Source organism: Duganella hordei, assembly GCF_040369125.1.
In the GTDB taxonomy this organism is placed as follows: Bacteria; Pseudomonadota; Gammaproteobacteria; order Burkholderiales; family Burkholderiaceae_D; genus Rugamonas; species Rugamonas hordei.
Genome location: NZ_BPWI01000027.1, coordinates 21,143 through 45,049 on the forward strand (window position 1 = coordinate 21,143; position 23,907 = coordinate 45,049).

The 23,907-nt window shown below is 64.0% G+C and carries 21 protein-coding genes; 17 read left to right on the forward strand and 4 right to left on the reverse strand.

Annotated features, from left to right (window positions below; translation table 11 throughout):
• Nucleotides 1–3: 3 nt before the first annotated feature.
• Nucleotides 4–603 carry a hypothetical protein gene (locus ABWW33_RS31135; RefSeq protein WP_353405309.1) on the forward strand — a complete coding sequence of 200 codons (600 nt, stop codon included), beginning with the start codon at nucleotides 4–6 and terminating at the stop codon, nucleotides 601–603.
• 33 nt (nucleotides 604–636) lie between these two features.
• On the opposite strand, the gene lexA is transcribed toward ABWW33_RS31135, so the two are convergent.
• Nucleotides 637–1,275, reverse strand: a complete 639-nt coding sequence (lexA, locus tag ABWW33_RS31140; RefSeq protein ID WP_176654458.1) for a transcriptional repressor LexA — start codon at nucleotides 1,273–1,275, stop codon at nucleotides 637–639.
• Nucleotides 1,276–1,515: 240 nt separating this feature from the next.
• On the opposite strand from lexA, the gene rpsF reads away from it, so the two are divergent.
• The 8 genes from rpsF (at nucleotide 1,516) to ABWW33_RS31180 (ending at nucleotide 6,762) form a co-directional block, all read left to right on the forward strand.
• Nucleotides 1,516–1,902 carry a 30S ribosomal protein S6 gene (gene rpsF / locus ABWW33_RS31145; protein WP_028819549.1) on the forward strand — a complete coding sequence of 129 codons (387 nt, stop codon included), beginning with the start codon at nucleotides 1,516–1,518 and terminating at the stop codon, nucleotides 1,900–1,902.
• Between the two features lie 30 nt (nucleotides 1,903–1,932).
• Nucleotides 1,933–2,238 carry a primosomal replication protein N gene (priB, locus tag ABWW33_RS31150; RefSeq protein WP_176654459.1) on the forward strand — a complete coding sequence of 102 codons (306 nt, stop codon included), beginning with the start codon at nucleotides 1,933–1,935 and terminating at the stop codon, nucleotides 2,236–2,238.
• 15 nt (nucleotides 2,239–2,253) lie between these two features.
• Complete coding sequence (gene rpsR / locus ABWW33_RS31155; protein WP_008450941.1) at nucleotides 2,254–2,544, forward strand: 30S ribosomal protein S18; 291 nt, start codon at nucleotides 2,254–2,256, stop codon at nucleotides 2,542–2,544.
• Nucleotides 2,545–2,578: 34 nt separating this feature from the next.
• Nucleotides 2,579–3,031 (forward strand): 50S ribosomal protein L9, encoded by a 453-nt coding sequence (gene rplI / locus ABWW33_RS31160; RefSeq protein WP_090314782.1) that lies wholly within the window; start codon nucleotides 2,579–2,581, stop codon nucleotides 3,029–3,031.
• Nucleotides 3,032–3,152: 121 nt separating this feature from the next.
• Entirely contained in the window at nucleotides 3,153–4,538 is a 1,386-nt protein-coding gene (locus tag ABWW33_RS31165) for a replicative DNA helicase (protein WP_176654460.1), read from the forward strand.
• Nucleotides 4,539–4,595: 57 nt separating this feature from the next.
• Nucleotides 4,596–5,222 (forward strand): DUF47 domain-containing protein, encoded by a 627-nt coding sequence (locus ABWW33_RS31170; RefSeq protein ID WP_008450935.1) that lies wholly within the window; start codon nucleotides 4,596–4,598, stop codon nucleotides 5,220–5,222.
• Between the two features lie 21 nt (nucleotides 5,223–5,243).
• The gene (locus tag ABWW33_RS31175) at nucleotides 5,244–6,254 is read left to right on the forward strand and encodes an inorganic phosphate transporter (RefSeq protein WP_176654461.1); all 1,011 of its coding nucleotides are present in this window, start codon (nucleotides 5,244–5,246) and stop codon (nucleotides 6,252–6,254) included.
• A 142-nt stretch (nucleotides 6,255–6,396) separates the two neighbouring features.
• Nucleotides 6,397–6,762, forward strand: a complete 366-nt coding sequence (locus ABWW33_RS31180) for a hypothetical protein (RefSeq protein WP_353405310.1) — start codon at nucleotides 6,397–6,399, stop codon at nucleotides 6,760–6,762.
• Here the strand turns inward: ABWW33_RS31180 and ABWW33_RS31185 are convergent.
• A complete protein-coding gene (locus ABWW33_RS31185) occupies nucleotides 6,759–7,367 on the reverse strand; it encodes a TetR/AcrR family transcriptional regulator (RefSeq protein ID WP_353405312.1) in 609 nt (202 codons plus the stop codon). The two genes, ABWW33_RS31180 and ABWW33_RS31185, sit on opposite strands and share 4 nt — an antisense overlap.
• Nucleotides 7,368–7,439: 72 nt before the next feature.
• Between ABWW33_RS31185 and ABWW33_RS31190 the strand changes: the two genes are divergently transcribed.
• From ABWW33_RS31190 to ABWW33_RS31210, 5 genes are all read left to right on the forward strand, one after another.
• The gene (locus ABWW33_RS31190; protein ID WP_353405313.1) at nucleotides 7,440–7,895 is read left to right on the forward strand and encodes a nuclear transport factor 2 family protein; all 456 of its coding nucleotides are present in this window, start codon (nucleotides 7,440–7,442) and stop codon (nucleotides 7,893–7,895) included.
• A gap of 155 nt (nucleotides 7,896–8,050) precedes the next feature.
• Nucleotides 8,051–8,845 (forward strand): metallophosphoesterase, encoded by a 795-nt coding sequence (locus tag ABWW33_RS31195; RefSeq protein WP_353405314.1) that lies wholly within the window; start codon nucleotides 8,051–8,053, stop codon nucleotides 8,843–8,845.
• Nucleotides 8,846–8,853: 8 nt separating this feature from the next.
• Nucleotides 8,854–9,312, forward strand: a complete 459-nt coding sequence (locus tag ABWW33_RS31200) for a GNAT family N-acetyltransferase (RefSeq protein ID WP_353405315.1) — start codon at nucleotides 8,854–8,856, stop codon at nucleotides 9,310–9,312.
• Complete coding sequence (locus ABWW33_RS31205) at nucleotides 9,309–10,256, forward strand: alpha/beta hydrolase (RefSeq protein WP_353405316.1); 948 nt, start codon at nucleotides 9,309–9,311, stop codon at nucleotides 10,254–10,256. Before ABWW33_RS31200 ends, ABWW33_RS31205 begins: the two co-directional genes overlap by 4 nt.
• Nucleotides 10,257–10,380: 124 nt before the next feature.
• The gene (locus ABWW33_RS31210; RefSeq protein WP_176654468.1) at nucleotides 10,381–10,962 is read left to right on the forward strand and encodes a cyanophycin synthetase family protein; all 582 of its coding nucleotides are present in this window, start codon (nucleotides 10,381–10,383) and stop codon (nucleotides 10,960–10,962) included.
• Here the strand turns inward: ABWW33_RS31210 and ABWW33_RS31215 are convergent.
• Nucleotides 10,845–13,199, reverse strand: coding sequence for a GspE/PulE family protein (locus ABWW33_RS31215; RefSeq protein ID WP_176654505.1), 2,355 nt, complete (start codon nucleotides 13,197–13,199; stop codon nucleotides 10,845–10,847). The genes ABWW33_RS31210 and ABWW33_RS31215 overlap by 118 nt on opposite strands.
• A gap of 11 nt (nucleotides 13,200–13,210) precedes the next feature.
• Nucleotides 13,211–14,110: an MBL fold metallo-hydrolase gene (locus ABWW33_RS31220; RefSeq protein ID WP_176654469.1), complete on the reverse strand. Its 900-nt coding sequence runs from the start codon at nucleotides 14,108–14,110 to the stop codon at nucleotides 13,211–13,213.
• Between the two features lie 253 nt (nucleotides 14,111–14,363).
• On the opposite strand from ABWW33_RS31220, the gene ABWW33_RS31225 reads away from it, so the two are divergent.
• The 3 genes from ABWW33_RS31225 to ABWW33_RS31235 all read left to right on the forward strand — a co-directional run.
• Nucleotides 14,364–15,992 carry an HD domain-containing phosphohydrolase gene (locus ABWW33_RS31225; protein ID WP_353405318.1) on the forward strand — a complete coding sequence of 543 codons (1,629 nt, stop codon included), beginning with the start codon at nucleotides 14,364–14,366 and terminating at the stop codon, nucleotides 15,990–15,992.
• Nucleotides 15,993–16,008: 16 nt separating this feature from the next.
• Nucleotides 16,009–18,288 carry a CHASE2 domain-containing protein gene (locus ABWW33_RS31230; protein ID WP_353405319.1) on the forward strand — a complete coding sequence of 760 codons (2,280 nt, stop codon included), beginning with the start codon at nucleotides 16,009–16,011 and terminating at the stop codon, nucleotides 18,286–18,288.
• A 249-nt stretch (nucleotides 18,289–18,537) separates the two neighbouring features.
• Nucleotides 18,538–23,907 (forward strand): two-partner secretion domain-containing protein (locus tag ABWW33_RS31235; protein ID WP_353405320.1); only part of this gene is annotated, 5,370 nt, incomplete at its 3' end.

Genomic DNA, 23,907 nt, shown 5'->3' on the forward strand with positions numbered 1-23,907 from the left:
ACGATGAGAGTTGCAATAATTGCTGGTCTGATGATCGTGATGGGCACGCAGGCTTGGGCTGCGGGGACGACCGATGTGGACCAGATCGTGGCCAAGCGCCGCGCGCACCAGGCGGACATCGACTATTACACCAGCCGCTACGACGGTGCCGACCTGGCCGCCAAGGCCAACTGCGCCGAGCCGGTGATGCCGTCCCATTCCGCTTCCCGCGACGGCGTCAAGCAGGTGCGTAACAATATCGCTGAATGGAGCGAGTGCTACAACCAGTTCATCGGCAGCTATAACGCCTTGTTGCCGGCCGGCAAAGCCATTCCGGCCGACGTGGCGGCGGTGATGACCGATGCCGAGCGCAAGGTCGCGGCCACGCGCATGGATATGGCCTATACCGAGATCGCCATGGAGATGCAGCGCAAGGCGCAGGCGCTGGACGTCAAGGCGGAGTTGTGGGCGCAGGCCACCTCGGAATTCCTGAAGGACCCGAGCTACGTCAAGCACTTCAAACAGAACTACTATTCGGTCAACAACAGCGACAACGGCATGGCTTCCTATGTTGTCGGCAGCGCCATGCCTGGCCAGCGTCCGACCGCAGACAACCGCCGCTAAGACCATAGCGGCGTCCGGGCAGCTGGCGCGAACTTAGTGCCAGCTGCGCATCAGGCCGACCGCCAGGCCTTCCAGCGCGAACTCGTCCGCTTCCGGATCGACCTTGATGATCTTGAAGTCCGGATTCTCCGGCAACAATTCCACCGTGGATCCCGTCTTCCGGTAGCGCTTGACCGTGACGTCGTTGCCGATGCGGGCCACGACGATCTGGCCGTTCTTGGCGCTGTCCACCTTCTTCACCGCAAGTAAATCGCCATCCATGATGCCGGCGTCGCGCATCGATTCGCCGCGCACCTTGAGCAGGTAGTCCGGCTTGGACGAGAACATCGCCGGATCAACGCTGTAGCTGGTTTCCAGGTTTTCCTGCGCCAGGATGGGCGAGCCGGCGGCCACGCGGCCGATCAGCGGCAGCGACATCATCAGCGACGGCGGCACCTTCGGCATCGCCGGCTCGGCATGCACGCCCAGCAGGCGGATACCGCGCGAGGTGCCGGCGGCGATCTCGATCGCGCCCTTGCGCGCCAGCGCCTGCAGGTGCTCCTCGGCCGCGTTGGCGGATTTGAAGCCCAGTTCATTGGCGATCTCGGCACGGGTCGGCGGGAAGCCGGTGTTTTCGATGGCATCCTTGATCAGATTGAGAATTTGTTCCTGTCGTGCGGTGAGCTTGATCATAGAGTCCGTTGGGCCTGTGTATATAGACAGTCTGTATTTTTGTACAGTGTGAGAGGAAATGCAAGAGGATTTGTTGCTTTGGGCGAAATAAATTCATGCGGCCTCATAGGGCGGGGAATTTCGGCGGCGGGCCGGGGCTGGTTTTTTGGCCCAAAAGCTGATATAGTCGCGGGCTTACCTCTTCCCACACCTGTCTTGACGCCAGGGTGGGCTATATTCACAGTCCTTAAGGGAGTTTGCATGCGTCACTATGAAATAGTATTTATCGTCCACCCGGACCAGAGCGAGCAAGTGCCCGCCATGATCGAGCGTTACAAAACCACCGTAACGACCCGCGGCGGCGCCGTGCACCGTGTTGAAGATTGGGGCCGTCGTCAGATGGCTTACTCGATCCAGAAACTGGCTAAAGCACACTACATCTGCCTGAACATCGAATGCGACAACGAGACCCTGGTCGAGCTGGAAACCGCCTTCAAATTCAATGATGCCGTGCTGCGTCACCTGACCGTCAAGATGAAGAAAGCGGAAACCGCTCCTTCGCCGATGATGAAGTCGGTACAACGTGAAGATGCAGCGAAATCGCATCGCACCGAAGCTCCAGCAGCCGCTGCTGCTCCTGCGGCCTAATTGTTTCAGAACCGGGCTGAATCAGCTCCAGTGAATGTAAGCCAATTCATCGCCTTGATCGCCGAACGGGACGCCTTGCGCTATACCCCGGCCGGCATGCCGATCGTGAACGCTGTCCTGCAGCACCGGTCGCAGCAGATGGAGGCGGGCATTGCCCGATTGAGCGAGTTTGAAATTTCCGCGGTTGCCGCGGGCGAGATTTCAGGCCGCTTCAGTCAGGCGCCACTGGCAGGCATGTATCAGTTCACCGGTTTTCTGAACAAGAAGAATCGCAATAGCAAAAGCCTGGTGTTTCACATCATTGATTTTAGTGCTGTCCCAGACAGCTCAATTTAAATACAGGAGCCTAAAATGGCATTCGGTAAAAAGTTCGACAAAAACAAGCTCAAGCTGAAAGAAAAGCGCAAGCAACAAAACCCATTGTTCAAACGTAAGAAGTTCTGCCGCTTCACCGCAGCAAACGTTGAACAAGTTGACTACAAAGACGTCGACACCCTGAAGGACTTCGTCCAGGAAAACGGCAAAATCATGCCAGCACGTCTGACCGGTACCAAGGCGCACTACCAGCGTCAAGTTGACACCGCAATCAAGCGCGCCCGCTACCTCGCGCTGCTGCCTTACACCGATCTGCACCACGCTTAATTGCGTAGTCTAGATAAGATCCTGGAGAAGAACTATGCAAATCATTCTGTTAGAAAAAGTCGTCAACCTGGGCAACCTGGGTGAAGTCGTTAAAGTTAAAGACGGTTACGCACGTAACTTCCTGATTCCGCAAAAAATGGCTCGCCGCGCTACCGCGTCGGCCGTTGCTGAATTCGAAGTCAAGCGCGCTGAACTGGAAAAAGCTGCTGCCGCCAAACTGGCCGCCGCGCAAGCCCAAGGCGAGAAACTGAACGGCATGACCGTGAACGTTTCGCAAAAAGCTGGTGTCGACGGCCGTCTGTTCGGCTCCGTCACCAACTTCGACATCGCTGAAGCGCTGACCAAAGCTGGTTTCGCCGTTGAAAAAGCTGCCGTGCGCATGCCTACCGGTCCGCTGAAGACCGTGGGCGAGCACCCGGTGAGCGTTGCTCTGCACACCGACGTGGTGGTGGAAGTGACCGTTGCTGTCGTAGGCGAAGCTGCCTAAGATTTGAGCGGGCGGCAACGCCTGCCAAGCTTGCAACATCGAGAAAAAAGCCGGGCTAGCCCGGCTTTTTTCTCGTCATAATTTTGTAGTATGGCACAAACAAGCAGGTATAATTCGCGCCATGAACGCCCCTTCCGATCCGCAAGTAGATTCACTCCGCGTCCCGCCGCATTCCATCGAAGCAGAACAGTCCGTCATCGGCGGCCTGCTGCGCGACAATGCCGCGTTCGACCGCATCGCGGACATGATGCATCCGGAAGATTTCTACCGCTACGACCACCGCATCATCTTCGAGCAGATCGTCAAGATGATCAACGGCTCCAAGCCGGCCGACGTGATCACCGTATTTGAAACCTTGACCCAGCTGGGCAAGGCCGAGGACGTCGGCGGCCTGGCCTACCTGAACGCGATGGCGCAAAACACGCCGTCGGCCGCCAACATCCGCCGCTACGCCGAGATCGTGCGCGACCGTTCCATCCTGCGCCAGCTGATCACCGTGGCCGACGAGATTTCCGGCCAGGCGTTCAGCCCGCAGGGCAAGGAAGTCAAGCAGATGCTCGACGAGGCCGAATCGAAGATCTTCGCCATCGCCGAGCAGGGCGCCCGCGGCGCCGCCGGCTGGACCGCCGTGCAGCCGCTGCTGACCCAGGTGGTCGAGCGCATCGACGAGTTGTACTCGCGTGAAAACCAGTCCGAGATCACCGGCGTGCCGACCGGCTTCATCGACCTCGACCGTATGACCTCCGGCCTGCAGCCGGGCGACCTGGTCATCGTGGCCGGCCGTCCGTCGATGGGCAAGACCGCATTCTCCGTCAACATCGGCGAAAACGTCGCCATCGAGGCCGGCCTGCCGGTGGCGATCTTCTCGATGGAGATGGGCGGCGCCCAGCTGGCGATGCGTATGCTGGGCTCGGTCGGCCAGCTCGACCAGCACCGCCTGCGCACCGGCCGCCTGAACGACGAGGACTGGCCGCGCCTGACGCACGCCATCCAGAAGATGAACGACGCCCAGTTGTTCATCGACGAGACCCCGGCGCTGAACCCGATCGAGATGCGCGCCCGCGCGCGCCGCCTGTCGCGCCAGTGCGGCAAGCTGGGCCTGATCATCGTCGACTACCTGCAGCTGATGACCGGCTCGACCCAAGGCGACAACCGCGCCTCCGAAATCTCGGAGATCTCGCGCTCGCTCAAGGGCCTGGCCAAGGAGCTGCAGTGCCCGGTGATCGCGCTGTCGCAGCTGAACCGCTCGCTGGAGCAACGCCCCAACAAACGTCCCGTCATGTCCGACTTGCGCGAATCCGGCGCTATCGAGCAGGACGCGGACGTCATCATCTTCTTGTATCGCGACGAGGTCTACAATCCGGACTCGCCCGATAAAGGAACGGCCGAAATCATTATCGGTAAGCAGCGTAACGGCCCGATCGGCGCGGTGCGTCTGACCTGGATCGGCCAGTACACCAAGTTTGGTAACTACGTCGGTAATCTGGCGCTGTACCAAGGCGACTAATCTTTACGCCGGCCCACCAGGCCGGCGCCCGCAGCAAATTAATAAACGGAGAAAGACATGTTTGGACGCTTGATGCCCACCGAGGGCAAATTTTTTGACCTGTTCAACCAACACGCCGACCTGTGCGTCAAAGGTGCAAAAGAGATGCTGGGCCTGATGTCCAATTTCGACGACCTGGAAAACCGCGTGCACGCGATCGAGTCGATCGAAAAGCAAGCCGACAAGATCACCTACGCCACCGTCGACCTGCTGCACAAGACTTTCATCACGCCGATCGACCGCGACGACATCCACAAGCTGATCACCCGCATGGACGACATCCTCGACCTGCTGGAAGACGCCGGCCAGACCGTCTCGCTGTACGACCTGCATTCGGTCACGCCGGAAGCCAAGCGCCTGGCCGAGCTGGTGCTGGCCTGCGCCGAGAAGGTGCGCGACGCCGTGGCGCTGCTGCACAACATGGACAACTCGCGCCAGATCGTCGCCATCTGCGAAGAGATCGACCGCCTGGAGTCGGACGCCGACCACGTGATGCGCGCCGCCATGTCCAAGCTGTTCCGCGACGAACCGGACGTGCGCAACCTGATCAAGATGAAGGCCATCTACGAAATCCTGGAAACCGTGACCGACCGTTGCGAAGATGTGGCCAACATCATCGAAGGCATCATCGTCGAAAACGCATAATTACAAAGAACTGTCCAAAACATGCATACCCTACAAATCAGCATCTACGTGCTGGGCCTGTTGATTGCCCTGGCGCTGGTGTTTGACTTCATGAACGGCTTCCACGACGCCGCCAACGCGATCGCGACCGTGGTCTCGACCGGCGTGCTCAAGCCGCAGACCGCCGTGGCCATGGCCGCCGTGTTCAACTTCACCGCGATCTTCGTGGTCGGCCTGCACGTCGCCTCGACGGTGGGCAAGGGCACCATCGACCCGGGCATCGTCGACCAGTACGTGATCTTCGGCGCGCTGGTCGGCGCCATCGCGTGGAACCTGTTCACCTGGTACTACGGCATTCCGTCGTCGTCGTCGCACGCGCTGATCGGCGGCCTGGTGGGCGCGGCGGTGGCCAAGTCCGGCACCAGCGCGCTGGTCGGCGGCGGCCTGCTGAAGACGGTGCAATGGATCATCCTGTCGCCGCTGATGGGCTTTGTGTTCGGCTCCATCATCATGCTGATCGTGTCGTGGATCTTCGTGCGCTCGACGCCGCGCCGCGTCGACAAATGGTTCCGCCGGCTGCAGCTGGTGTCGGCCGCGTCGTACAGCCTCGGCCACGGCGGCAACGACGCCCAGAAAACCATCGGCATCATCTGGATGCTGCTGATCGCGGTGGGCCAGGTGCCGGCCGGCGAAGCGGCGCCGCCGCTGTGGGTGGTGGTGTCGTGCTACACGGCGATCTCGTTCGGCACGCTGTTCGGCGGCTGGCGCATCGTCAAGACCATGGGCCAGAAGATCACCAAGCTCAAACCGGTAGGCGGCTTCTGCGCCGAGACCGGCGGCGCGCTGACCCTGCTGATCGCCTCGCACTTCGGCGTCCCGGTCTCGACCACGCACACCATCACCGGCGCCATCGTCGGCGTCGGCTCGTCGCAGAAGATGTCGGCGGTGCGCTGGGGCGTGGCGGGCAACATCGTCTGGGCCTGGGTGTTCACGATTCCGGCCTCGGCCTTCGTGGCCGCGCTGGCCTGGTGGGTCGGTCACCACATCATGTAAAACAAGGGGAGCCTCGGCTCCCTTTTTTTCGCCGTTGTAAAAAAACCAGCTCATGCGACTTGCTTATTGCCTTGACAACTCCTTCGTGTCAGCATGATGGCGCCCGGCGCCGCCGGCCTATCATGCGAATGAGGAGAATTTCATGGGTAATCGCTTTCTGCGTATCGCCGTTGTGTATTTCCTCGCCGGCATCGCGCTCGGCATCGTCATGGCGGCGTCGCAGGACTTCGTCATGCGCCCGGTCCATGCGCACGTCAACCTGCTCGGCTGGGTCAGCCTGGCGCTGTTCGGGCTGTTTTATCGCAGCGTGCCGGCGGCTGCCGCTACCCGACTGGCGAAGACGCATTTCTGGCTCTACAACGTTGCGCTGCCGGTCCAGATGATTTCGCTGGCGCTGTTCCTGAACGGCAGCACGGCGGTCGCTCCCTTGCTGGGCCTGGCGTCGGTGACGCTGGCGACTGGCGTGATCTGTTTTGCCGTCAACCTGTGGCGTTACACGCAAGACTAGCTGCGCATCGTCTCGCCGGGCCGGTCGAGCCCCAGCATCCTGGCCGCCATCGCGCGCGCCAGCACGGACGGCGGCGGAACCTCGACCGGCAGGTCGGTGAATGCCTCGTCGATCGCCAGGTTCGCCAGCCCGTGCGCCAGGCTCCATCCGGTCAGCGCCAGTTCCGGGCCGCGCGCCGCATCGAAGGCGGTGGCCGCCGAGACCAGCACATTGAACGCCGCCTCGGCGGCCTGCTTCAACTCCGAATGGCGGGACTTTTGCGCCAGCATGGGACCGAACATCAGGCGGAACTGCGCCGGCCGCGCGCGGGCGAATTCGACATACACCTCGCAGATGTCCATCAGCCGCTCGCCCTGGCTGCGCGCGCTTGCGTCATTCGCCGCCGCCATCGCCGCCGCCAGCGCGGCAAAGGCGCGCGCCGCCACCGCGGCCAGCAATTGCGCCCTGCCGGCAAAGTGATGATAGGGCGCGGCGTGCGACACGCCCGCGGCCTTGGCCACCTCGCGCAAGGTCAGCGCCTGCGCGCCGTCCTGCGCCAGCAGCGCGTCGGCGGCATCGAGCAGGCTGTCGCGCAGATTGCCGTGGTGATAGGGTTTAGTGGTCATAAAGTCATCTTGACAGGGGAAAGATATAATCGCACTATACATATCTTTCCACTGTAAAGATTGGGGTCTATCATGTACCACTTTATTGTCGGCCGCAAGCTGCGGCGCGCTTTTGGATACATTAACGCGGGAGCGTACGAGCGGGTGTTGCCGCAATTCGCGGCGTCGCACCGCCATGTGATGTACGGTGCCCATCCGCTGGCCGGCGAGCGCCGCACGGTGGCGTCGACGGCGCAGTGGTATGCGCGTCTGGCGCGGCTGCTGCCTGGATTGCGCTTCGACATCGCCGCCATCGCCGTCGCCGGCTGGCCGTGGCGCACCGTCGCCACGGTGACCTGGAAGGACCGTTTCACGCTGCCGGACGGCAGCACCGGCTCCAACCAGGGCGTGCATGAATTCGAATTGCGCTGGGGCCGCGTGCACAGGATGGTGATCCATTGCGACACCGCGAAGCTGGAGGACTACTGCCGCCGCATGGCCGCGGCCGGCATGGCCGAAGCGGCCGCCGCGCCGATCGCCGATGCCTGAAAGATTGGCGGGCGTTGGCTGGGCCTGTCGATGCTTGTCGGCCTGCCGCGTCCCAAATACGCTATCATTCCGCCTCTTTCCAGTTTTGTCCGGTTGCCATGAAAGTTCCCCGCAATAAGCGTTATTCCCGGCGCCAGCACCAGCTTGAAGCGCTGTTGAATATCGCCCTGCTGGGCGGCCTGGTCAGTGCTCTGAGCTACCGTTGCGGTCTGCACGGCCGCCTGGGGGTGACGCGCCACGCGCTGGCGCTGCCGGACCAATTGCGCCTGCCCCAGCCGCTGAAGATCGCCTTTGCTTCCGACTTCCACGCCGGTGCGCCCACCCACCCGGCCATCTTCGCGGATTTATTCGCCAGCATCGCCGCCGAAGAGCCGGACCTGCTGCTGCTGGGCGGCGATTATGTCTCCGGCCCGGCCGGCAACGCCGCGGTGTTGTGCCCGGCGCTGGCGGCCTGCCGTCCGCCGCTGGGCAAGTTTGCCGTGCTCGGCAATCATGATTTGTCGACCGACGATGGCGAGATCGCGCGCCTGTTCGAGGCCGTGGACGTGCAGATGCTGGTCAACCGCGCGGTCGCGCTGCCTGCGCCGTTCGGCAATGTCTCGGTCTGCGGCATGGACGATCCCTGGACCGGCGAACCGGACGGCGCCGCCACCTTTGCCGGCGCCGGCGCGGTGCGCCTGCTGCTGATGCACGCGCCGGACGGCTTGCTGATGCTGGACGGCGAACGCTACGACATCGGCTTTGCCGGCCACACCCACGGCGGCCAGATCGCGCTGCGCGACGGCACGCCGCTGGTGATGCCGACCGGCCCGCTGTCGCGTCCCTATCACTACGGCCGCTTTCCCGTGCGCGGCAACGGCGAGCTGATCGTCAGCCGCGGCGTCGGCTGCAGCGGCGTGCCTGTGCGCATCAACGCCGATCCGGAACTGGTGATCTGTACTGTGCAATAATTTGCGCTATGCAGACAACGATACATATTTCCAGGGAAGACGCCGGGGTGGCCGATGCGGTGGCGCTGATGGCGGAGCTGTCGACAGTGCTGGCGGCGATCACCGGCGACAGCGGCAACGCCTCGTTCGACGCGGACGATGTGCGCGGCCCGACGGCCTGTTTCGCGGTGGCCCGCGATGCGGCCGGCGCGGCGCTGGGCTGCGGCGCCTTCCGGCCGTTGCAACCCGGCGTGGCCGAGCTCAAGCGCATGTATGCGCGCCACGGCACAGGCGGCGTCGGCAGTGCCGTGCTGGGTTTCCTCGAGGATCAGGCGGTCGCGCTGGGCTACCAGGCGCTGTGGCTGGAGACGCGGCTGGTCAACCGCCGCGCCGTGGATTTTTACGAAAAGCACGGCTATCGCCGGATTGCCAACTACGGCAAATACATCGGCAACCCGCTGGCCGTTTGTTTTGAAAAACAATTATGACTAAACGCTGCGTGTTCATTGGCATGTTGATGCTGTCGCTGGCCGCGCAGGCGGCGGGACCGGTACGCGACCGTCTGGCCGAGCGCCGTGCCGCCCCCCAGGAGGCGCGCGGCGACATGGACGAAGAGGAGGGCGCCGCCGCGCCGTTCACGCTGCCGGATGGCGTACGCCTCCTGGCCGACCAGTCTTACGGCGCCGGCCGGCTCCAGCGCTACGACGTCTACCTGCCGCCCAGGGCCGACCACGCGCCGGTGATCTTCATGGTGCACGGCGGCGCCTGGCGCACCGGCGACAAGGCCAACGCGCAGGTGGTGCGGAACAAGGTGTCGCGCTGGACCGCGCATGGCATCATCGTGGTGTCCGTCAATTACCGGCTGCTGCCGGAAGCCAGCGTCGCCGTGCAGGCGGAAGATGTCGCCGGCGCGCTGGCGGCGGCACAGGCCGGGGCCTCCGGCTGGGGCGGCGACCGCAATAAATTCGTGTTGATGGGGCACTCGGCCGGCGCGCATCTGGTGGCGCTGCTGGCTGCCTCGCCGTCCGCGGCGATCTCGCGCGGCGCCACGCCCTGGCTGGGCACGGTGTCGCTGGACAGCGCGGCGATGGACGTGCCTGGATTGATGCAGCAGCGGCATTTTCCGCTGTACGACCAGGCCTTCGGCAAAGATCCCGCCTCTTGGGCGGGCGTTTCGCCGCTGGCGCAATTGAAGCCCGGCGGTGCGCCGTTGCTGGCGGTATGCTCGTCGCGCCGGCGGGACGCCTGTCCGCAATCGCAGGGCTTTGCCTCCGGCGCCGGCAAGCTGGGCATCCGCGCCCTGGTGCTGCCGCAGGACAAGAGTCATCGTGAAATCAACGAAGCGCTGGGTCAGCCCGGTCCTTATACGGACGCCGTGGAAAGTTTCCTGTCCAGTCTGGATCCGGCGCTGGCGTCCCGGCTGGGCAAGTAGCACAGGTCGGCCCCGCGCACGATAGCTGTCAGCGTGGTCTTACACGGCCGCGCTCCGGGCGCCGCTTCCGTGTGGGCGGGTTGAAGGTCACAATATTGCCTGTCATTTAAAAGGCATTGCGACCATGAGAATCATCGATCAGCGTTACCTCGCCAGCGACAACCGCTATTCCACCCAACCCTGCCTGCTCGGCATCCTCGAACTGGACCGCGACACCCCCACGCCCGCCGCCATGGCCGCGCTGGAACGGCGTCTGCAGGCCGTTCTGCCGGGCCTGCGCAGGCAGCGCGGGATGGTCGGCAAGCGCGCGGACGACGTGCCGCAACTGGTGCAGCTGGTGCAGCAGGTGGCGATGGAATTGCGCCGGCTGGCGTTCAATGAAGTGACGCTGGGCTTTGTCGGCGTGGTGCCGCACATGCGCAACCGTTACCGCCTGGTGCTGCCGTATACGTCCAAGGCCGCCGCCGCGCCGGCGCTGGCGATGGCCACCCGGCTGGTCGATGCCTTGCTGGCCGGCCGCTCGTTCAACCTCAAGGCCGGCCTGACCCGCCTGCGCGTGCTGGCCGACCGCCGCGCCAGGCCGCGCGGCTACTTGATGCAGACCGCCCGCACCATCTTGATGTCGGTGATCCCCAGCAGCACCTTCTCGATGCCGTCCATCTTCAGCGTCAGCATGCCGTCTTCCAGCGCGGCGGCCAGCAGCTGAGCGACGCGCGCGTGCTCCTGCAGCAGCTTCTTGACCTTGTCCGATCCCGTCATCAGCTCGTGCAGGCCGACGCGCCCCTTGTAGCCCTTGTTGCATTCGTCGCAGCCGACCGCGCGGTACAGCGTGAACTTGCCGTCCTTGGCATAGCGCTCGCGCCAACCGGCCAGCACGGCCGCGCGGCCGGCGGCGGCGTCCTTGATGAAACTCTCGGTGTTGAGCAATTCCTCGCAGTATTCCGTCAGCAATGACTGCAGCTCGGCGTCGCCGGGCGTGAACGCCTGCTTGCATTTGCCGCACAGGCGCTTGGCCAGCCGCTGCGCCAGGATGCCCAGCAGCGCGTCGGCGAAATTGAACGGGTCCATGCCCATGTCCAGCAGCCGCACGATCGATTCCGGCGCGCTGTTGGTGTGCAAGGTGGCGAACACCAGGTGGCCCGTCAGCGACGCCTCGATGCCCATGCCGACGGTTTCCTTGTCGCGCATCTCGCCGACCATGATGATGTCCGGATCGGCGCGCAGGAAGGCCCGCATCACGGTGGCGAAGTCCAGCCCGGCCTTGCGGTTGACCTGCACCTGGCGCAAGCCTTTCTGCGTGATCTCGACCGGATCCTCGGCGGTCCAGATCTTGGTGTCCGGCGTGTTCAGGTAGTTGAGCACCGAGTGCAGCGTGGTGGTCTTGCCGGAACCGGTCGGGCCGCAGACGAAGAACAGGCCGTACGGCTTCTCGATGGTGGCGCGCAGCCGCTCCAGGTTGAACGGCAGCACGCCGAGCTTGTCCAGCGGGATAGGCTCGCCGGCCGCCAGGATGCGCATGACGATGTCCTCGACCCCGCCGGCCGACGGTATCGTCGCCACACGCAGCTCGATGTCGAGCGGGCCGTATTTCTTGAACTTGATCTTGCCGTCCTGCGGCTTGCGGCGCTCGGAGATGTCGAGGTCGCACATGATCTTCACCCGCGCCGCCAGCGCGCTGCGGTAGGCGGCGGGGATCTCGATATAGGGCACCAGCGTGCCGTCCTTGCGGAAGCGGATGCCGGTCTTGCCCTTGCCCGGCAGCGGTTCGATGTGGATGTCCGACACCCCCTGGCGGTAGGCGTCGATGATGATCTTGTTGAGCAGCTTGACCAGCTCGTTCTCGACCGCCTCCGACACCTCGCCGGAGCCGCCTTCGCCTTCCTCGTCGTCGGCGTCCATGCCCGACAGCAAGTCGCCGACGCTGCCGCTGTCGCCGGCCGCGCCGAAGAAATGCTCGACCATCTGGCGGAACTCGCGGTTGCTGGTGACGCGGAACACCGGCTTGGCTTTGGGGAAGATCTGGTTGACGATGTGCGTGTGCGCCACCCGTTCCGGATCGAGCGCCACCACCAGCATGCCTTCCTTGTTTTCCTCCAGCGGCATCCAGCCAGATTCCTCGATGTACTGGCGCTTCAGGTTCCTCAGCAGGTCCACCGGTTTGATGCGGTCCGGCTTGACGTGCTCGTACGGCACGCCGAAGAATTTTTCCAGCGATGCGCCGATGGCCGCCGGCTTGACCTCGAATTCGTCGATCAGCACGTCCTCGATGTCGATATCCTTCTTGCGGGCCGAGCGGGTCGCCAGTTCCAGTTCCTGCGCCGACAGCACCGCCTCGGTCACCAGCCCGTCATATTTGGTGCGTACCATCTGCGGGGGCTTCATGCGTTGGCTGAAGGCCACCGACAGCGTCTCGCACAGCTCTTTGACGCCGTCCTCGGCGATGGCGGAGAAAGGCCCGCGTTCACGGTTGTTGATGAACTGGACCACGCCCAGCAGCTCGCGCGACTGCACCGAGATCAGCGGCGCCACCAGCATCTGCCGGGTACGGTAGCCGGTGCGCTGGTCGACGCCCTGCTGGAAGCGCAGCTCCGGCGAGTGGCGCGCCAGTTCGGCCTGGTCGTAGACGTCGGCGATGTTGACGGTCTTGCGCGTCAGCGCTACGTAGCCGGCGATGCTGGCCGGCGTGACCGCCAGCTTGAGGTCGCGGAAGGAAGTGAGGCCGGTCTTGACCTTGGAGACGATGTAATCCTTTTCGTGATCCATCGCGTACAAGGTGAAGCGGTCGCAGTTGAACAGGTCGCAGAACTCCATGCCCAGGTCGAGCATGATCTCGTCCAGGTTGCTGGTGGCGTGGATCTTGGTGGTGACCGTCTGCAGCTTCTGGAAAAACGCCAGCCGCAGGTCGACATCACTGGGGTGAAGACTGGAGCCGGCGTCGTTCATCATCGCTTTCGCTAGGTCAGTTGGACTTCCATGCCTTCATAAGCGAGGAAGACTTTCAAGTTGCCCAGCAGCGGCGCATGGCGTGCCATGACTTCGGCGAACACGGCTTCGAGTTCGTCGTCGCTGCGGGTCGGTTCATGATGAGTGCAGTATAGCGCCTTGGCGCCGGTGCGCAGCGCCATGGAGAACGCCGAATCGAAGGTGCCGTGGCCCCAGCCCTGCTTGGCCGGGTATTCCTCGCGGGTATAGGAGCAGTCGACGATCAGCGCGTCGACGCCCTGGACCACGGCGTCGATGGCGGCAGTGCGCTCTTCCATCCATCGCTGGTAGGCGGCGTGCTCGGGATGGCCGGCGGGATGGATGTTGTAGTGCGGTTCATGGTCGCCGGTGAAGAACACCGACTTGCCGTTGCACTGGATGCGGTAGCCCAGGTCCGTCACCGGATGGTTCATCACCACGTTCTGCACGGTGGCGTCGCCGACCTCGATGGTCTCGTCCACCAGCAGGGTGCGGTATTCGATGGTGGCGTCCATCTGCGTTTCGCTGACCGGAAAGTAGCTGTTCTGCAATTGCACGCCCATCACGTGCTCGATGCCGTTGCCGGTCACCGGGTCGGTCACGCCGTGCAGGCGCACGCGGCTGCCGCGCACGAACAGCGGCGTGAAGAAGGGCAGGCCGTGGATGTGGTCCCAGTGGCTATGGGTGATGAAGATGTTGGCGTGGATGCCGCCTTCTTTTTTGTTTTGCAGCAGGGATTGGGCCAGCGAAAAGATGCCGGTGCCGCCGTCGATGATGATCAGGGTGTCGTCGTCGCTGCGCACTTCGATGCAGGTGGTGTTGCCGCCATAGCGCGCCGTGCGCGGGCCGGGGGAGGGAATCGAGCCGCGCACTCCCCAAAATGTGAATTTCATACAGAGTCCCTGTTTTTTGCTGGCGATCGCCTGTTGTTACTTGTTGTTTTTGCTTTTGTTTTTTTGTGTGTTGCTATCGGTCGATGATAGCTTTTTTTTTCCGCAACAGGGAAAAACCCGACACAGTCGCGCTAATTTTATGACTGGGATCATTTCCTGATGTACAACAGCTTGCGCTAGAGCTACACTTCTAAACTGCGTCCGCGCGTGCGCGCCGCAGTCTCCATCCCAAACAGGTATTAAAAGAACAACCATGCAAGAGTTGAATCAAACGCAAATCGCACAGCGCCTGGACCAGCTGACAGAGCTCAGCGTCGAACTGGGCAGCAGTCACGATACGGATACGCTGCTGGAGCGCATCCTCGTCGTTGCGAAAAGCATGACCAACGCCGACGGCGGTACCCTGTACCGTCCCAGCGAGGACAAGCGTTTTCTCGATTTCACGATTCTGCTCAACGACACGCTCAACACCCGCCAGGGCGGTGCCACCGGCGACCCGATCACGGCGCCCGGCGTGCCGCTGTTCGACGAGAGCGGCGCCAAGAACCTGGCCTCGGTGGCCGCCTATGCCGCCCACTTCGGCCTGTCCGTCAACATCGAGGACGTCTACAAGGCGGACGTGTTCAACTTTTCCGGCATGGTCAAGTTCGACCAGCTGCGTAACTACCATTCGCAATCGTTCCTGACGGTGCCGATGAGCGATCACGAAGGCGAGCTGGTCGGCGTGCTGCAGCTGATCAACGCCAAGGACGCCGACACCGGCGAGATCCGCGCCTTCAGCCAGACCGACCAGCGTTTCATCGAGGCGCTGGCGGCGCAGGCCGCCGTCGCGCTGACGCACCAGCGCCTGATCGCCCAGCTGGAAGAGCTGCTCGAATCGCTGGTCAACCTGATCAACATCGGCATCGATGAAAAGTCGCCGTACACGGGCCGCCACTGCCAGTTCGTGCCGGAGCTGACGATGATGCTGGCCGAGGCCGTGCACAACACCGAAACCGGTCCGATGGCCGATTTCCGCATGAACGACGCCGACCGCAAGGAACTGTGGCTGGCCGGCCTGCTGCACGACTGCGGCAAGATCACCACGCCGGTGCACGTGGTCGACAAGGCCACCAAGCTGGAAACCATCTTCGACCGCATCGCCGTGGTTGACACCCGTTTCGAAGTGCTGCTGCGAGACGCCGAGATCGCCGCGCTCAAGCGCAAGCTCGAGGCCGGCGCCGACCAGGCCGCCATCGCCGCCATCGATGCGGAACTGGCCGAACAGCAGGCCGCGCTGCGCGCCGAGCGCGATTTCATCCGCGTCGCCAACGTCGGCGGCGAGGGCATGAAGCCGGAAGACCAGGACCGCGTGCGCGAGATCGGCAAGCGCAGCTGGATCGGCCCGGACGGCGCCGAGCAGCCGTTCTTCAGCGACAACGAGCTGATGAACCTGACCATCAAGTTCGGCACCTTGACCGATTCCGAGCGCAAGGAAATCAACAACCACATTTCGATGACGATCAAGATGCTGGAGGCGCTGCCATGGCCCAAGCACCTGAAGAACGTGCCGGAATACGCCGGCGGCCACCACGAGCGCATGGACGGCAAGGGCTATCCGCGCGGGCTGACCAAGGACCAGATGTCGGTGCAGGCGCGGCTGATGGCGATCGCCGACATCTTCGAGGCGCTGACCGCCAAGGACCGGCCCTACAAGAAGGGCAAGATGCTGTCGGAATCGCTGCGCATCCTGGGCAACTTCTCGCTCAACGGCCACATCGACTCGGACCTGTTCGACATCTTCATCCGCAACAAGATCTACATGGAATTCGCCCACAAGAACATGGACGAAAAGCAGATCGACGCCATCGACGAATCCAAGATCCCAGGCTACACGCCCTAACCAGTAAGGAGCGCGTGTGCGCCTGCTTCCCGCCAAGTGGTCCAAGATCCTGCTGAAGTACGGCCCGCGCTGGCTGCTGGGTCTGCTGATCACGGCCGCCGGCGTGGCTTACACGGCCGGCGTGTTCGAACTGGACGCGGTGTCCCGCTTCGACAGCCTGCTGAACGGCGAGCGCATGAAGCTGCAGCCGCCCAAGCTGGACCCGCGCATCGTCGTCGTCGACATCGACGGCAAGTCGTTGACCGAGGTCGGGCGCTTCCCGTGGAGCCGTAATATCCAGGCCAGACTGGTCTCGCAACTGACTCAGCACTACCATGTCGGCGCGGTGGGTTTCGATATCTCGTTCCCCGAGCCGGACACCAGCTCCGGCTATGGCGTGCTGGAAAAACTGTCCGACGGCGAGCTGAAGGACGTTCCCGCGCTGAAGCAGCGCCTGACAGCATTGAAGCCGTCCATGGATTACGACGGCCTGTTTGCCGGCGCGCTGCGCGGCCAGCCGGTCATCCTCGGCTTTAACTTGTCGGTCGACCAGATCAAGGGCCAGTTGCCCGCCCCGATCATCACGGAGCAGGATCTGAACGGGCGCGAGCTGCTGGCCTATTCCGCGCCAGGTTATGAAGCCAACATCGGCGTGCTGCAAAGCGCGGCTGCCGGCGCCGGCAGCTTCTCGGTGGTGACCGACCTGGACGGCATTGTCCGCACCGCCGGCATGATCCAGCAAATCGGCGACAACTACTATCCGGCGCTGTCGCTGGCCACCGCCGCCAGATACCTGGGCGCGGTGGCGATCAAGCCCTATCTGAGCGAACGGGTGGACCAGTTGTCAGCCAACCAGCTGGCCAGCGGCGGCTTCGATTCGGTCACCATCCTGATGCCGGAAAAGCGCCAGCGCGTGATACCGGTAGGCGAAGCCATGACCACCGTGGTGCAGTACCGCGGCAAGGGCGGTCCGCAGGGCGGCGCCTTCCGCTACGTGTCGGCGGCCGACGTGCTGGCCGGCCGCACGCCGCCGGAGGTGCTCAAGGGTGTCATCGTGCTGGTCGGCACCACGGCGCCGGGCCTGGTCGACTTGCGGGCGACCCCGGTCAACCCCGAATATCCGGGAGTGGAAATCCACGCCAACATCATCAAGTCCATTCTCGACAACAGCTTCAAGTCGCGCCCCGACTGGGCCAGCGCCATCGAAGGCATCGAGATCCTGGCGCTGGGCCTGGCGCTGAGCTTTGCGCTGGCGGCGCTGGCGCCGCTGCCGTCGATCCTGGCGGGTTTGCTGACTTTGGGCGCGGCGGTCGGCGCCAACTACTACCTGTACAGCGAACAAAACCTGCTGTTTAACTTCGGCATGCTGAGCATCGTCATCGTCGCCGTGTTCGTGCTCAACGTCGCCTGGGGCTACTTCTTCGAGGTGCGCAAGGGGCAGGCCCTGGTGTCGCGCTTCGGCGAGTATGTGGCGCCTGAGCTCGTGGCCGAGATGGCCGACGATCCGGAAAAATACAATATGGACGGCGAAAGCCGCGAGCTGACCGTGCTGTTCGTCGACGTGCGCGGCTTCACCACCATCTCCGAGGGCCTGACGCCGAAGCAGCTGCGCGAGTACATCAACCTGTACCTGACGGCCATGTCCGAAGACATCCGCGACAGCCACCGCGGCACGCTCGACAAGTACATCGGCGACGCCGTCATGGCGTTCTGGGGCGCGCCGGTGGCCTTTGCCGACCACGCCAGCCGCGCCGTCGCCACCTCGCTGCTGATGCAGGCCAGCGCGCACCGCCTCAACGACGACTTCATTGCGCGCGGCTGGCCGCCGCTGAAAATCGGCATCGGCCTGAACTCCGGCCTGATGCACGTGGGCGACATGGGCTCGAAAATCCGCCGCGCCTACACCGTCATGGGCGACGCCGTGAATCTCGGCTCGCGGCTCGAGGGCATCACCAAGGTCTACGGCGTCGGCATCACCGTCGGCGAGGCCACCCGCGCAGCCGCGCCGGAATTCGCCTACCGCGAGCTGGATCTGGTGCGCGTCAAGGGCAAGAACGAACCGGTGGCGATCTTCGAGCCGCTGGCGCTCGACAAGGACCTGGACCCGGCCAGCCGCCACGAACTGGAGCGCTGGGCCCTGGCGCTGGCCGCCGTGCGCGCCCAGCAATGGGATCAGGCCATGGAGATCATTGTCGAGTTGCAGGCAATCTCGCCCGACCGCGGCTTGTATGTGCTGTATACCGAGCGCATCGCCTATTACCGAGCTCATCCGCCGGGAGAGGGCTGGGATGGCGTCACGACTTTCGAAACAAAATAGTGTGCTGGTGGCAACAATTATGTCAGTGTAATAGTGCTATCAAGTCAGGAATTTCGGAAAAAAGTGCCCGAAAACGCTAAAAAAGAGTGGCGGATTGAGCAATTCCGACTACACTTATAGAAATAATAGTTTCCTATTGGCTATACTCTGCACTTCTCTGTAGTCCTGCAATAACAATAACCAACAAACTTGCCTGGCGTGCATGAGCACTCGCGTGGGCAAAATCCCCACCGGATAGAGGATGTCGTTATGAAAGTTGAAACCCTTTCCCAGACCCGCCGCGCCGCCTCCGCGCCGCTGCGCCGCAAATTGATCGCCGTGCTGGTGGCCGCCTGCTACACGACGGCCCAAGCCAGCCCGGTCAGCCCGACCGTGGTGGCGGGGCAGGCCAGCTTCAACCTCCAGGGCAAGACTTACTCGATCACCAACACGCCCAACACCATCATCAACTGGCAGAGCTTCTCTGTGGCGTCGGACGAAATCACCCGCTTCATCCAGCAAAGCGCCGACAGCAAGGTGCTGAACCGGATCACCGGCCAGGACCCGACGCAGATCCTCGGCTCGCTGCAGTCGAACGGCAAGGTGTTCCTGATTAATCCGAACGGCGTGATGTTCGGCGCCGGCTCGCGCGTCGACGTCAACGGCCTGGTGGCGTCCAGCCTGGCGATCTCGAACGCCGACTTCCTGTCCGGCAAGAACAACTTCACCGACGTCGCCAGCGCGGGCAAGGTCAGCAACGCCGGCACCATCACCACGCCGGCCGGCGGCCAGATCTTCCTGGTCGCGCCGGCGGTGGAAAACAGCGGCATCATTTCGTCGGCCAACGGCGACGTGGTGCTGGCGGCCGGCCACAGCGTGCAGCTGTTCGACTCGAAGGACCCGAACGTGCAGGTGGTGGTGTCGTCGCCGTCGGACCAGGCGGTCAACCTGGGCCAGATCGTGGCGCAGGGCGGCCGGGTCGGCGTGTACGGCGCGCTGGTGAGCCAGCGCGGCGCCATCAACGCCAACAGCGCGGTGCGCGGCGAGAATGGCCGGATCGTGTTGAAATCGAGCGGCACCACGATGGTCGAAGCGGGCAGCACGACCACGGCGGTGGGCAGCAACCTGAACACCGGCGGCGATATCCAGCTGCTGGGCGACAAGGTCGGCCTGACCGGCAACGCGGTGGTCGACGCCAGCGGCGCGGCCGGCGGCGGCACGGTGCTGGTCGGCGGCGACTACCAGGGCAAGAACGCGGCGGTGCAGAACGCGCAGCAAAGCTACGTCGGCAAGGATGCCGTCATCAAGGCCGACGCCACCGGGCTTGGCGACGGCGGCAAGGTCATCGTCTGGAGCGATGAGGCGACCCGCGTCTACGGCAGCATTTCCGCGCGCGGCGGTGCCAATGGCGGCAATGGCGGCTTTGTCGAAACGTCCGGGCACTACCTGGACATGCAGGGCGCCGTCGATACCCGTGCGCCGCAAGGCAGCACCGGCAAGCTGCTGCTCGATCCGAGCAATGTTTATATCGCCAATTCCGTTAGTACCGCCACGGCGGCTGGCATGGAGGGCAATAACGAAGTGCCGTCGACGGGCAGCACCGTGTTCCTCGAAACGGATTATTGGGTCGATTCGCTGCTGACCACCGCCAACCTGCAAAACGCACTGGCTACCACCGACGTGACGGTAAGTACCATCAACAACATCACCCGTGGCGGCGTCGGTTTCATCAAAGTCCTCAGCCCGGTCAGCTGGAGTTCCTCGCACAGCCTGACGCTGGAAGCGACCACCGACATCAATCTGAATGCCGCCATCAATGCGCCCAATGCGGCGCTGAACCTGCATGCCAACGGCGGCCTGATCACGCAAGTCACCAGCCCGATCGACGCACTGACGGCCAGCAGCATCGGCGCCATTGCGGCCAGCAGCATTTCGCTGAACAACACCGGCAACAGCGTCAGCGGCCAGATTGCGTTGCAGACCACCAGCGGCAACGCCACCGTCACCGCGCAAAGCCTGAGCCTGGGCGCCGTCAATGTGGGCGGTGCGCTGGTCGCCAGCGGCGTCAACAGCCTGACCACCAACAGCGCCATCACCGCCGGCGGCGATATCACGCTGACGGCCGACCAGATGACGCTCGGCGCCGCCGTGAACGGCAGCACTGGTCATACGGTCACGCTGCAGCCATACTCCAACAGTACCAATGTGGCGCTGGGCGGCAGCGCGGCCGACGCAACCGGCACGCTGGGCTTGAGCCAGGCTGAATTGCAGAATATTAGCGTCGGCGGCGGCACGCTGGCGATCGGCGCCTTCGATAACGCCCATACCGGCAATGTCGCCGTCAGCGGCAACCTCGATCTGACCAGTACGCTTGCCAGCGGCACGCTGCTGCTGGAGGCCCAGAGCGGCTCGATCACGATCGGCCAGCCGCTGGCGCTGGCAGGCGGCCTGACTCTGCAAACGACCAACAACATCAGCGTGCCGGCCAGCGTTTCGGTCGGCGGCACCTTCACGCTGGCCGACGGCTCGTGGGCGCAACTCGGTACACTGCCTGCTTTCAGTGCGCACGATTTCAGGATCGGCGGCGGCACCTTCCTGCGCGCGTCCGGTGGCGACGGCAGCTCGGCGGCGCCGTACCTGCTGGACGATGCCTATGGCCTGCAAGGCGCGGGCAGCTTGCTGATGCTTGCCTCGTACAAGCTCAATACCAACATCGACGCCAGCGGCACCGCCAACTGGAATGGTGGCCAGGGCTTCAAACCGATCGGCGGTCTCGACTACGCCTACACCGGCACCTTCGACGGCAACAACCTGGCCATCAACGGCCTGCATATCAATCGCGGCGCCAGCGACAACGTCGGGCTGTTCTCGTATCTCGGCACCGGCACCATCAAGAACCTGTCGCTCAATAGCGGGATCGTGACCGGCCGCAACAATGTCGGTGGCGTGTACGGCAGCTCTCAGACCGGCGGCCTGGTGCAGAACGTGCACAGCGATGTCGACGTGACCGGCGTCTTCAACGTCGGCGGCATGGCGGGCACCAACTACGCGAGCATCAGCGATTCCAGCGCCAGCGGCACCGTCAATGGCATTGCCGGCGGTGATGCCTCCAATATCGGCGGCCTGGTCGGGCGCAACCTGGGCAGCATCAGCTATTCGTCGGCCAGCGGCGACGTCAACGCCACCGGTTTCGGCTATGCGGGCGGTTTAGTCGGCAGCAACGCCGCCGACGGCAGCCATACGGGCAGCATCGACCACGCCTTTGCAACCGGCGATGTGTACAGCACAGGCGAAATCATCGGCGGCCTCGTGGGCGACAACAACGGCGGCGGCATCAGTGTGGCGTATTCGACCGGCGCCGTGGACGGCGGCCGCAATGTCGGCGGCTTCGCCGGACGCAACACGAACGACGGCACCATCACCAATGTCTCCACTTCCAGCAATGTCAGCGGCAATGCGCTGGATTCCAGTTACTCGCACTCCAATATGGGCGGGCTGCTTGGCGATCTGAACAGCGGCACCGTCAGCAACAGCTTTAGCAACGGCAGCGTCACCGGCACCGCCTTCAGCGGCGCCAATGTCTACGGCATGGTCGGTTCGCATGAGAGCGGCAACCTGGTGCATGGCTACTTCGATTCGACGAAGGCCGGTACCGCCAGCGACATCGCCGGCACTGCGCTGACCACGGCGCAGACCATGAAGGCGGCCAGTTTCGCCGGTTTCGACGTCAGCGGACAGGGACATGACCAGAGCAGCAGCGTATGGCGTATCTACGATGGCCTTACCGTGCCGATGCTGCGCGATTACTTGACGCCGACCACGGTCGCCGTCACCGGCGGCACCAGCGTCACCAAGGTGTATGACGGCACCGGTGCCGCCTTCGGCGGTGCGCTGGTGAACGCTCTGCCGGCCGGCGTTGACGGCAGCCTGGCCTTCGACGGGCCGTTCAATGTGGGTGACCATGGCGTCGGCGGCCTGTATTCCAGCAAGTACGACATCAGCTACACCGGCAGCAGCGCGCTGCTGCACGTCACGCCGGCGCCGCTGAGCCTGTCGCTGCTGAGCCGGGAATACAACGGCACCACCGCCGGCACCGTGACCGGCGCCACGCTGGTCGGCGTGGTGCACGTTGGCGGCGACTACGACAATGTCTCGCTGGTGGCGGGCAACGCCACCGCGACCTACGCCGACAAGAACGTCGGCGTCGGCAAGACGGTGACGCTGGGTGGCACAGGCTTGGCGCTGTCAGGTGCGGACGCCGGCAACTACACGGTGCCGGTCAGCGCTACTGGCACCATCACGGCACGACCGCTGTCGACGTTCAATGCCGTCGGCGGCGGCTTGTGGAGCGCGGCCGGCAACTGGGCCGACGGCATCGCGCCGGACGGCGCCAACGTGCTGGCGGCCGCCATCCAGAGCGGCAGCGGCACCATCACCTACGACGCCAGCGCCGGCAACACCACGCTGGCCAACTTCAGCGTCGGCAGCGGCCGCAACCTGGAGTTGACCGGCGGCGCGCTGACCGTCACCGGCACCGGCGGCAAATCCTATGCGAGCGGCGCGACGCTGACGCTGAACGGCGGCAGCCTGGTGCTCAATGGCTCGCTGGACGGGACCTACCTGACGCTGACCAGTGGCACCATCAGCGGTACCAGCAGCAGCGCCAACCTGTACGTCAACAACCTGACGCAGACCGGGGGCAGCATCGATATGAGCGGCTCGCTCAATGTCATCAACGGCAACAGCATCGCCATCGGCAGCGTGCGCGCGCAAAGCGGCATCACGCTGAACGCGGGCGAGGGCGGAACGATCACGCAGACCGGCCCGCTGGTCACCGACAGCCTGCATGCGATGGCCACCAACGGCATCACGCTGACCAACACCGGCAACCATGTCGGCGCCTTCACCGCGACCAACTACAGCGGCGACATCCGGCTCAACAACACCGTCAGCAGCGGCGAGCTGGCGCTGGGTCCGTTGAGCACCACCGGCAACATCATTATCGACAACCACGGCGGCATCCACACCACGGGCACGATCCACGCCATCCACAGCGGCGCCAACACCGGGCTGGTGTCGATCGCCGCGCACAGCCCGATCACGGTCAACGACACCATCGACGGCAGCGACATCGGCCTGTCGGCCAGCACCAGTATCACGCTCGCGCCAGGCACCTCGCTGCAATCGACCAACACCATCGGCCTGACCGCCGGCACCGGCATCGCGATGGACAGCAGCTCGGTGGTGAACTCGGGCAGCTCCATCGCGCTGACGGCCGGCACCGGCATCGTGCTGGGCGGCAGCCTGAGCGTGGCGTCGGGCGGCAGCATCAGCGCCACCGCCGCGTCGGGCAGCATCACCGCCAGCAGCGGCACCTCGATCAACAGCAGCGGCGGCACGATCATACTGGCGGCCCCGCAAGGGTCGGTGACCACGCCTAACGTCACCTTCACCGGCGTCCAGCCGACCGTGACCGACGGCGCCGCAGCGGCGGCTGCTGCCGCCCAAGCCGCCGCCGCAGCGGCTGCGGCGCAGGCCGCCGCCGATGCTGCCGCCAAGGCAGCAGCCGATGCGGCCGCCAAGGCGGCAGCCGACGCCGCCGCAGCGGCCGCAGCCCAGGCCGCAGCAGACGCAGCGGCC

Excerpts from the sequence above, each read along its gene's own strand:
- ABWW33_RS31205 (WP_353405316.1), top strand. The coding sequence starts at position 9,309 with ATGACTAAACGCTGCGTGTTCATTGGCATGTTGATGCTGTCGCTGGCC.
- ABWW33_RS31190 (WP_353405313.1), top strand. The coding sequence starts at position 7,440 with ATGTACCACTTTATTGTCGGCCGCAAGCTGCGGCGCGCTTTTGGATAC.
- ABWW33_RS31185 (WP_353405312.1), bottom strand. The coding sequence starts at position 7,367 with ATGACCACTAAACCCTATCACCACGGCAATCTGCGCGACAGCCTGCTC.
- ABWW33_RS31170 (WP_008450935.1), top strand. The coding sequence starts at position 4,596 with ATGTTTGGACGCTTGATGCCCACCGAGGGCAAATTTTTTGACCTGTTC.
- lexA (WP_176654458.1), bottom strand. The coding sequence starts at position 1,275 with ATGATCAAGCTCACCGCACGACAGGAACAAATTCTCAATCTGATCAAG.
- rpsR (WP_008450941.1), top strand. The coding sequence starts at position 2,254 with ATGGCATTCGGTAAAAAGTTCGACAAAAACAAGCTCAAGCTGAAAGAA.
- ABWW33_RS31200 (WP_353405315.1), top strand. The coding sequence starts at position 8,854 with ATGCAGACAACGATACATATTTCCAGGGAAGACGCCGGGGTGGCCGAT.
- rpsF (WP_028819549.1), top strand. The coding sequence starts at position 1,516 with ATGCGTCACTATGAAATAGTATTTATCGTCCACCCGGACCAGAGCGAG.
- ABWW33_RS31215 (WP_176654505.1), bottom strand. The coding sequence starts at position 13,199 with ATGAACGACGCCGGCTCCAGTCTTCACCCCAGTGATGTCGACCTGCGG.
- ABWW33_RS31165 (WP_176654460.1), top strand. The coding sequence starts at position 3,153 with ATGAACGCCCCTTCCGATCCGCAAGTAGATTCACTCCGCGTCCCGCCG.
- ABWW33_RS31180 (WP_353405310.1), top strand. The coding sequence starts at position 6,397 with ATGGGTAATCGCTTTCTGCGTATCGCCGTTGTGTATTTCCTCGCCGGC.
- ABWW33_RS31210 (WP_176654468.1), top strand. The coding sequence starts at position 10,381 with ATGAGAATCATCGATCAGCGTTACCTCGCCAGCGACAACCGCTATTCC.
- ABWW33_RS31220 (WP_176654469.1), bottom strand. The coding sequence starts at position 14,110 with ATGAAATTCACATTTTGGGGAGTGCGCGGCTCGATTCCCTCCCCCGGC.
- ABWW33_RS31175 (WP_176654461.1), top strand. The coding sequence starts at position 5,244 with ATGCATACCCTACAAATCAGCATCTACGTGCTGGGCCTGTTGATTGCC.
- rplI (WP_090314782.1), top strand. The coding sequence starts at position 2,579 with ATGCAAATCATTCTGTTAGAAAAAGTCGTCAACCTGGGCAACCTGGGT.
- ABWW33_RS31135 (WP_353405309.1), top strand. The coding sequence starts at position 4 with ATGAGAGTTGCAATAATTGCTGGTCTGATGATCGTGATGGGCACGCAG.
- ABWW33_RS31225 (WP_353405318.1), top strand. The coding sequence starts at position 14,364 with ATGCAAGAGTTGAATCAAACGCAAATCGCACAGCGCCTGGACCAGCTG.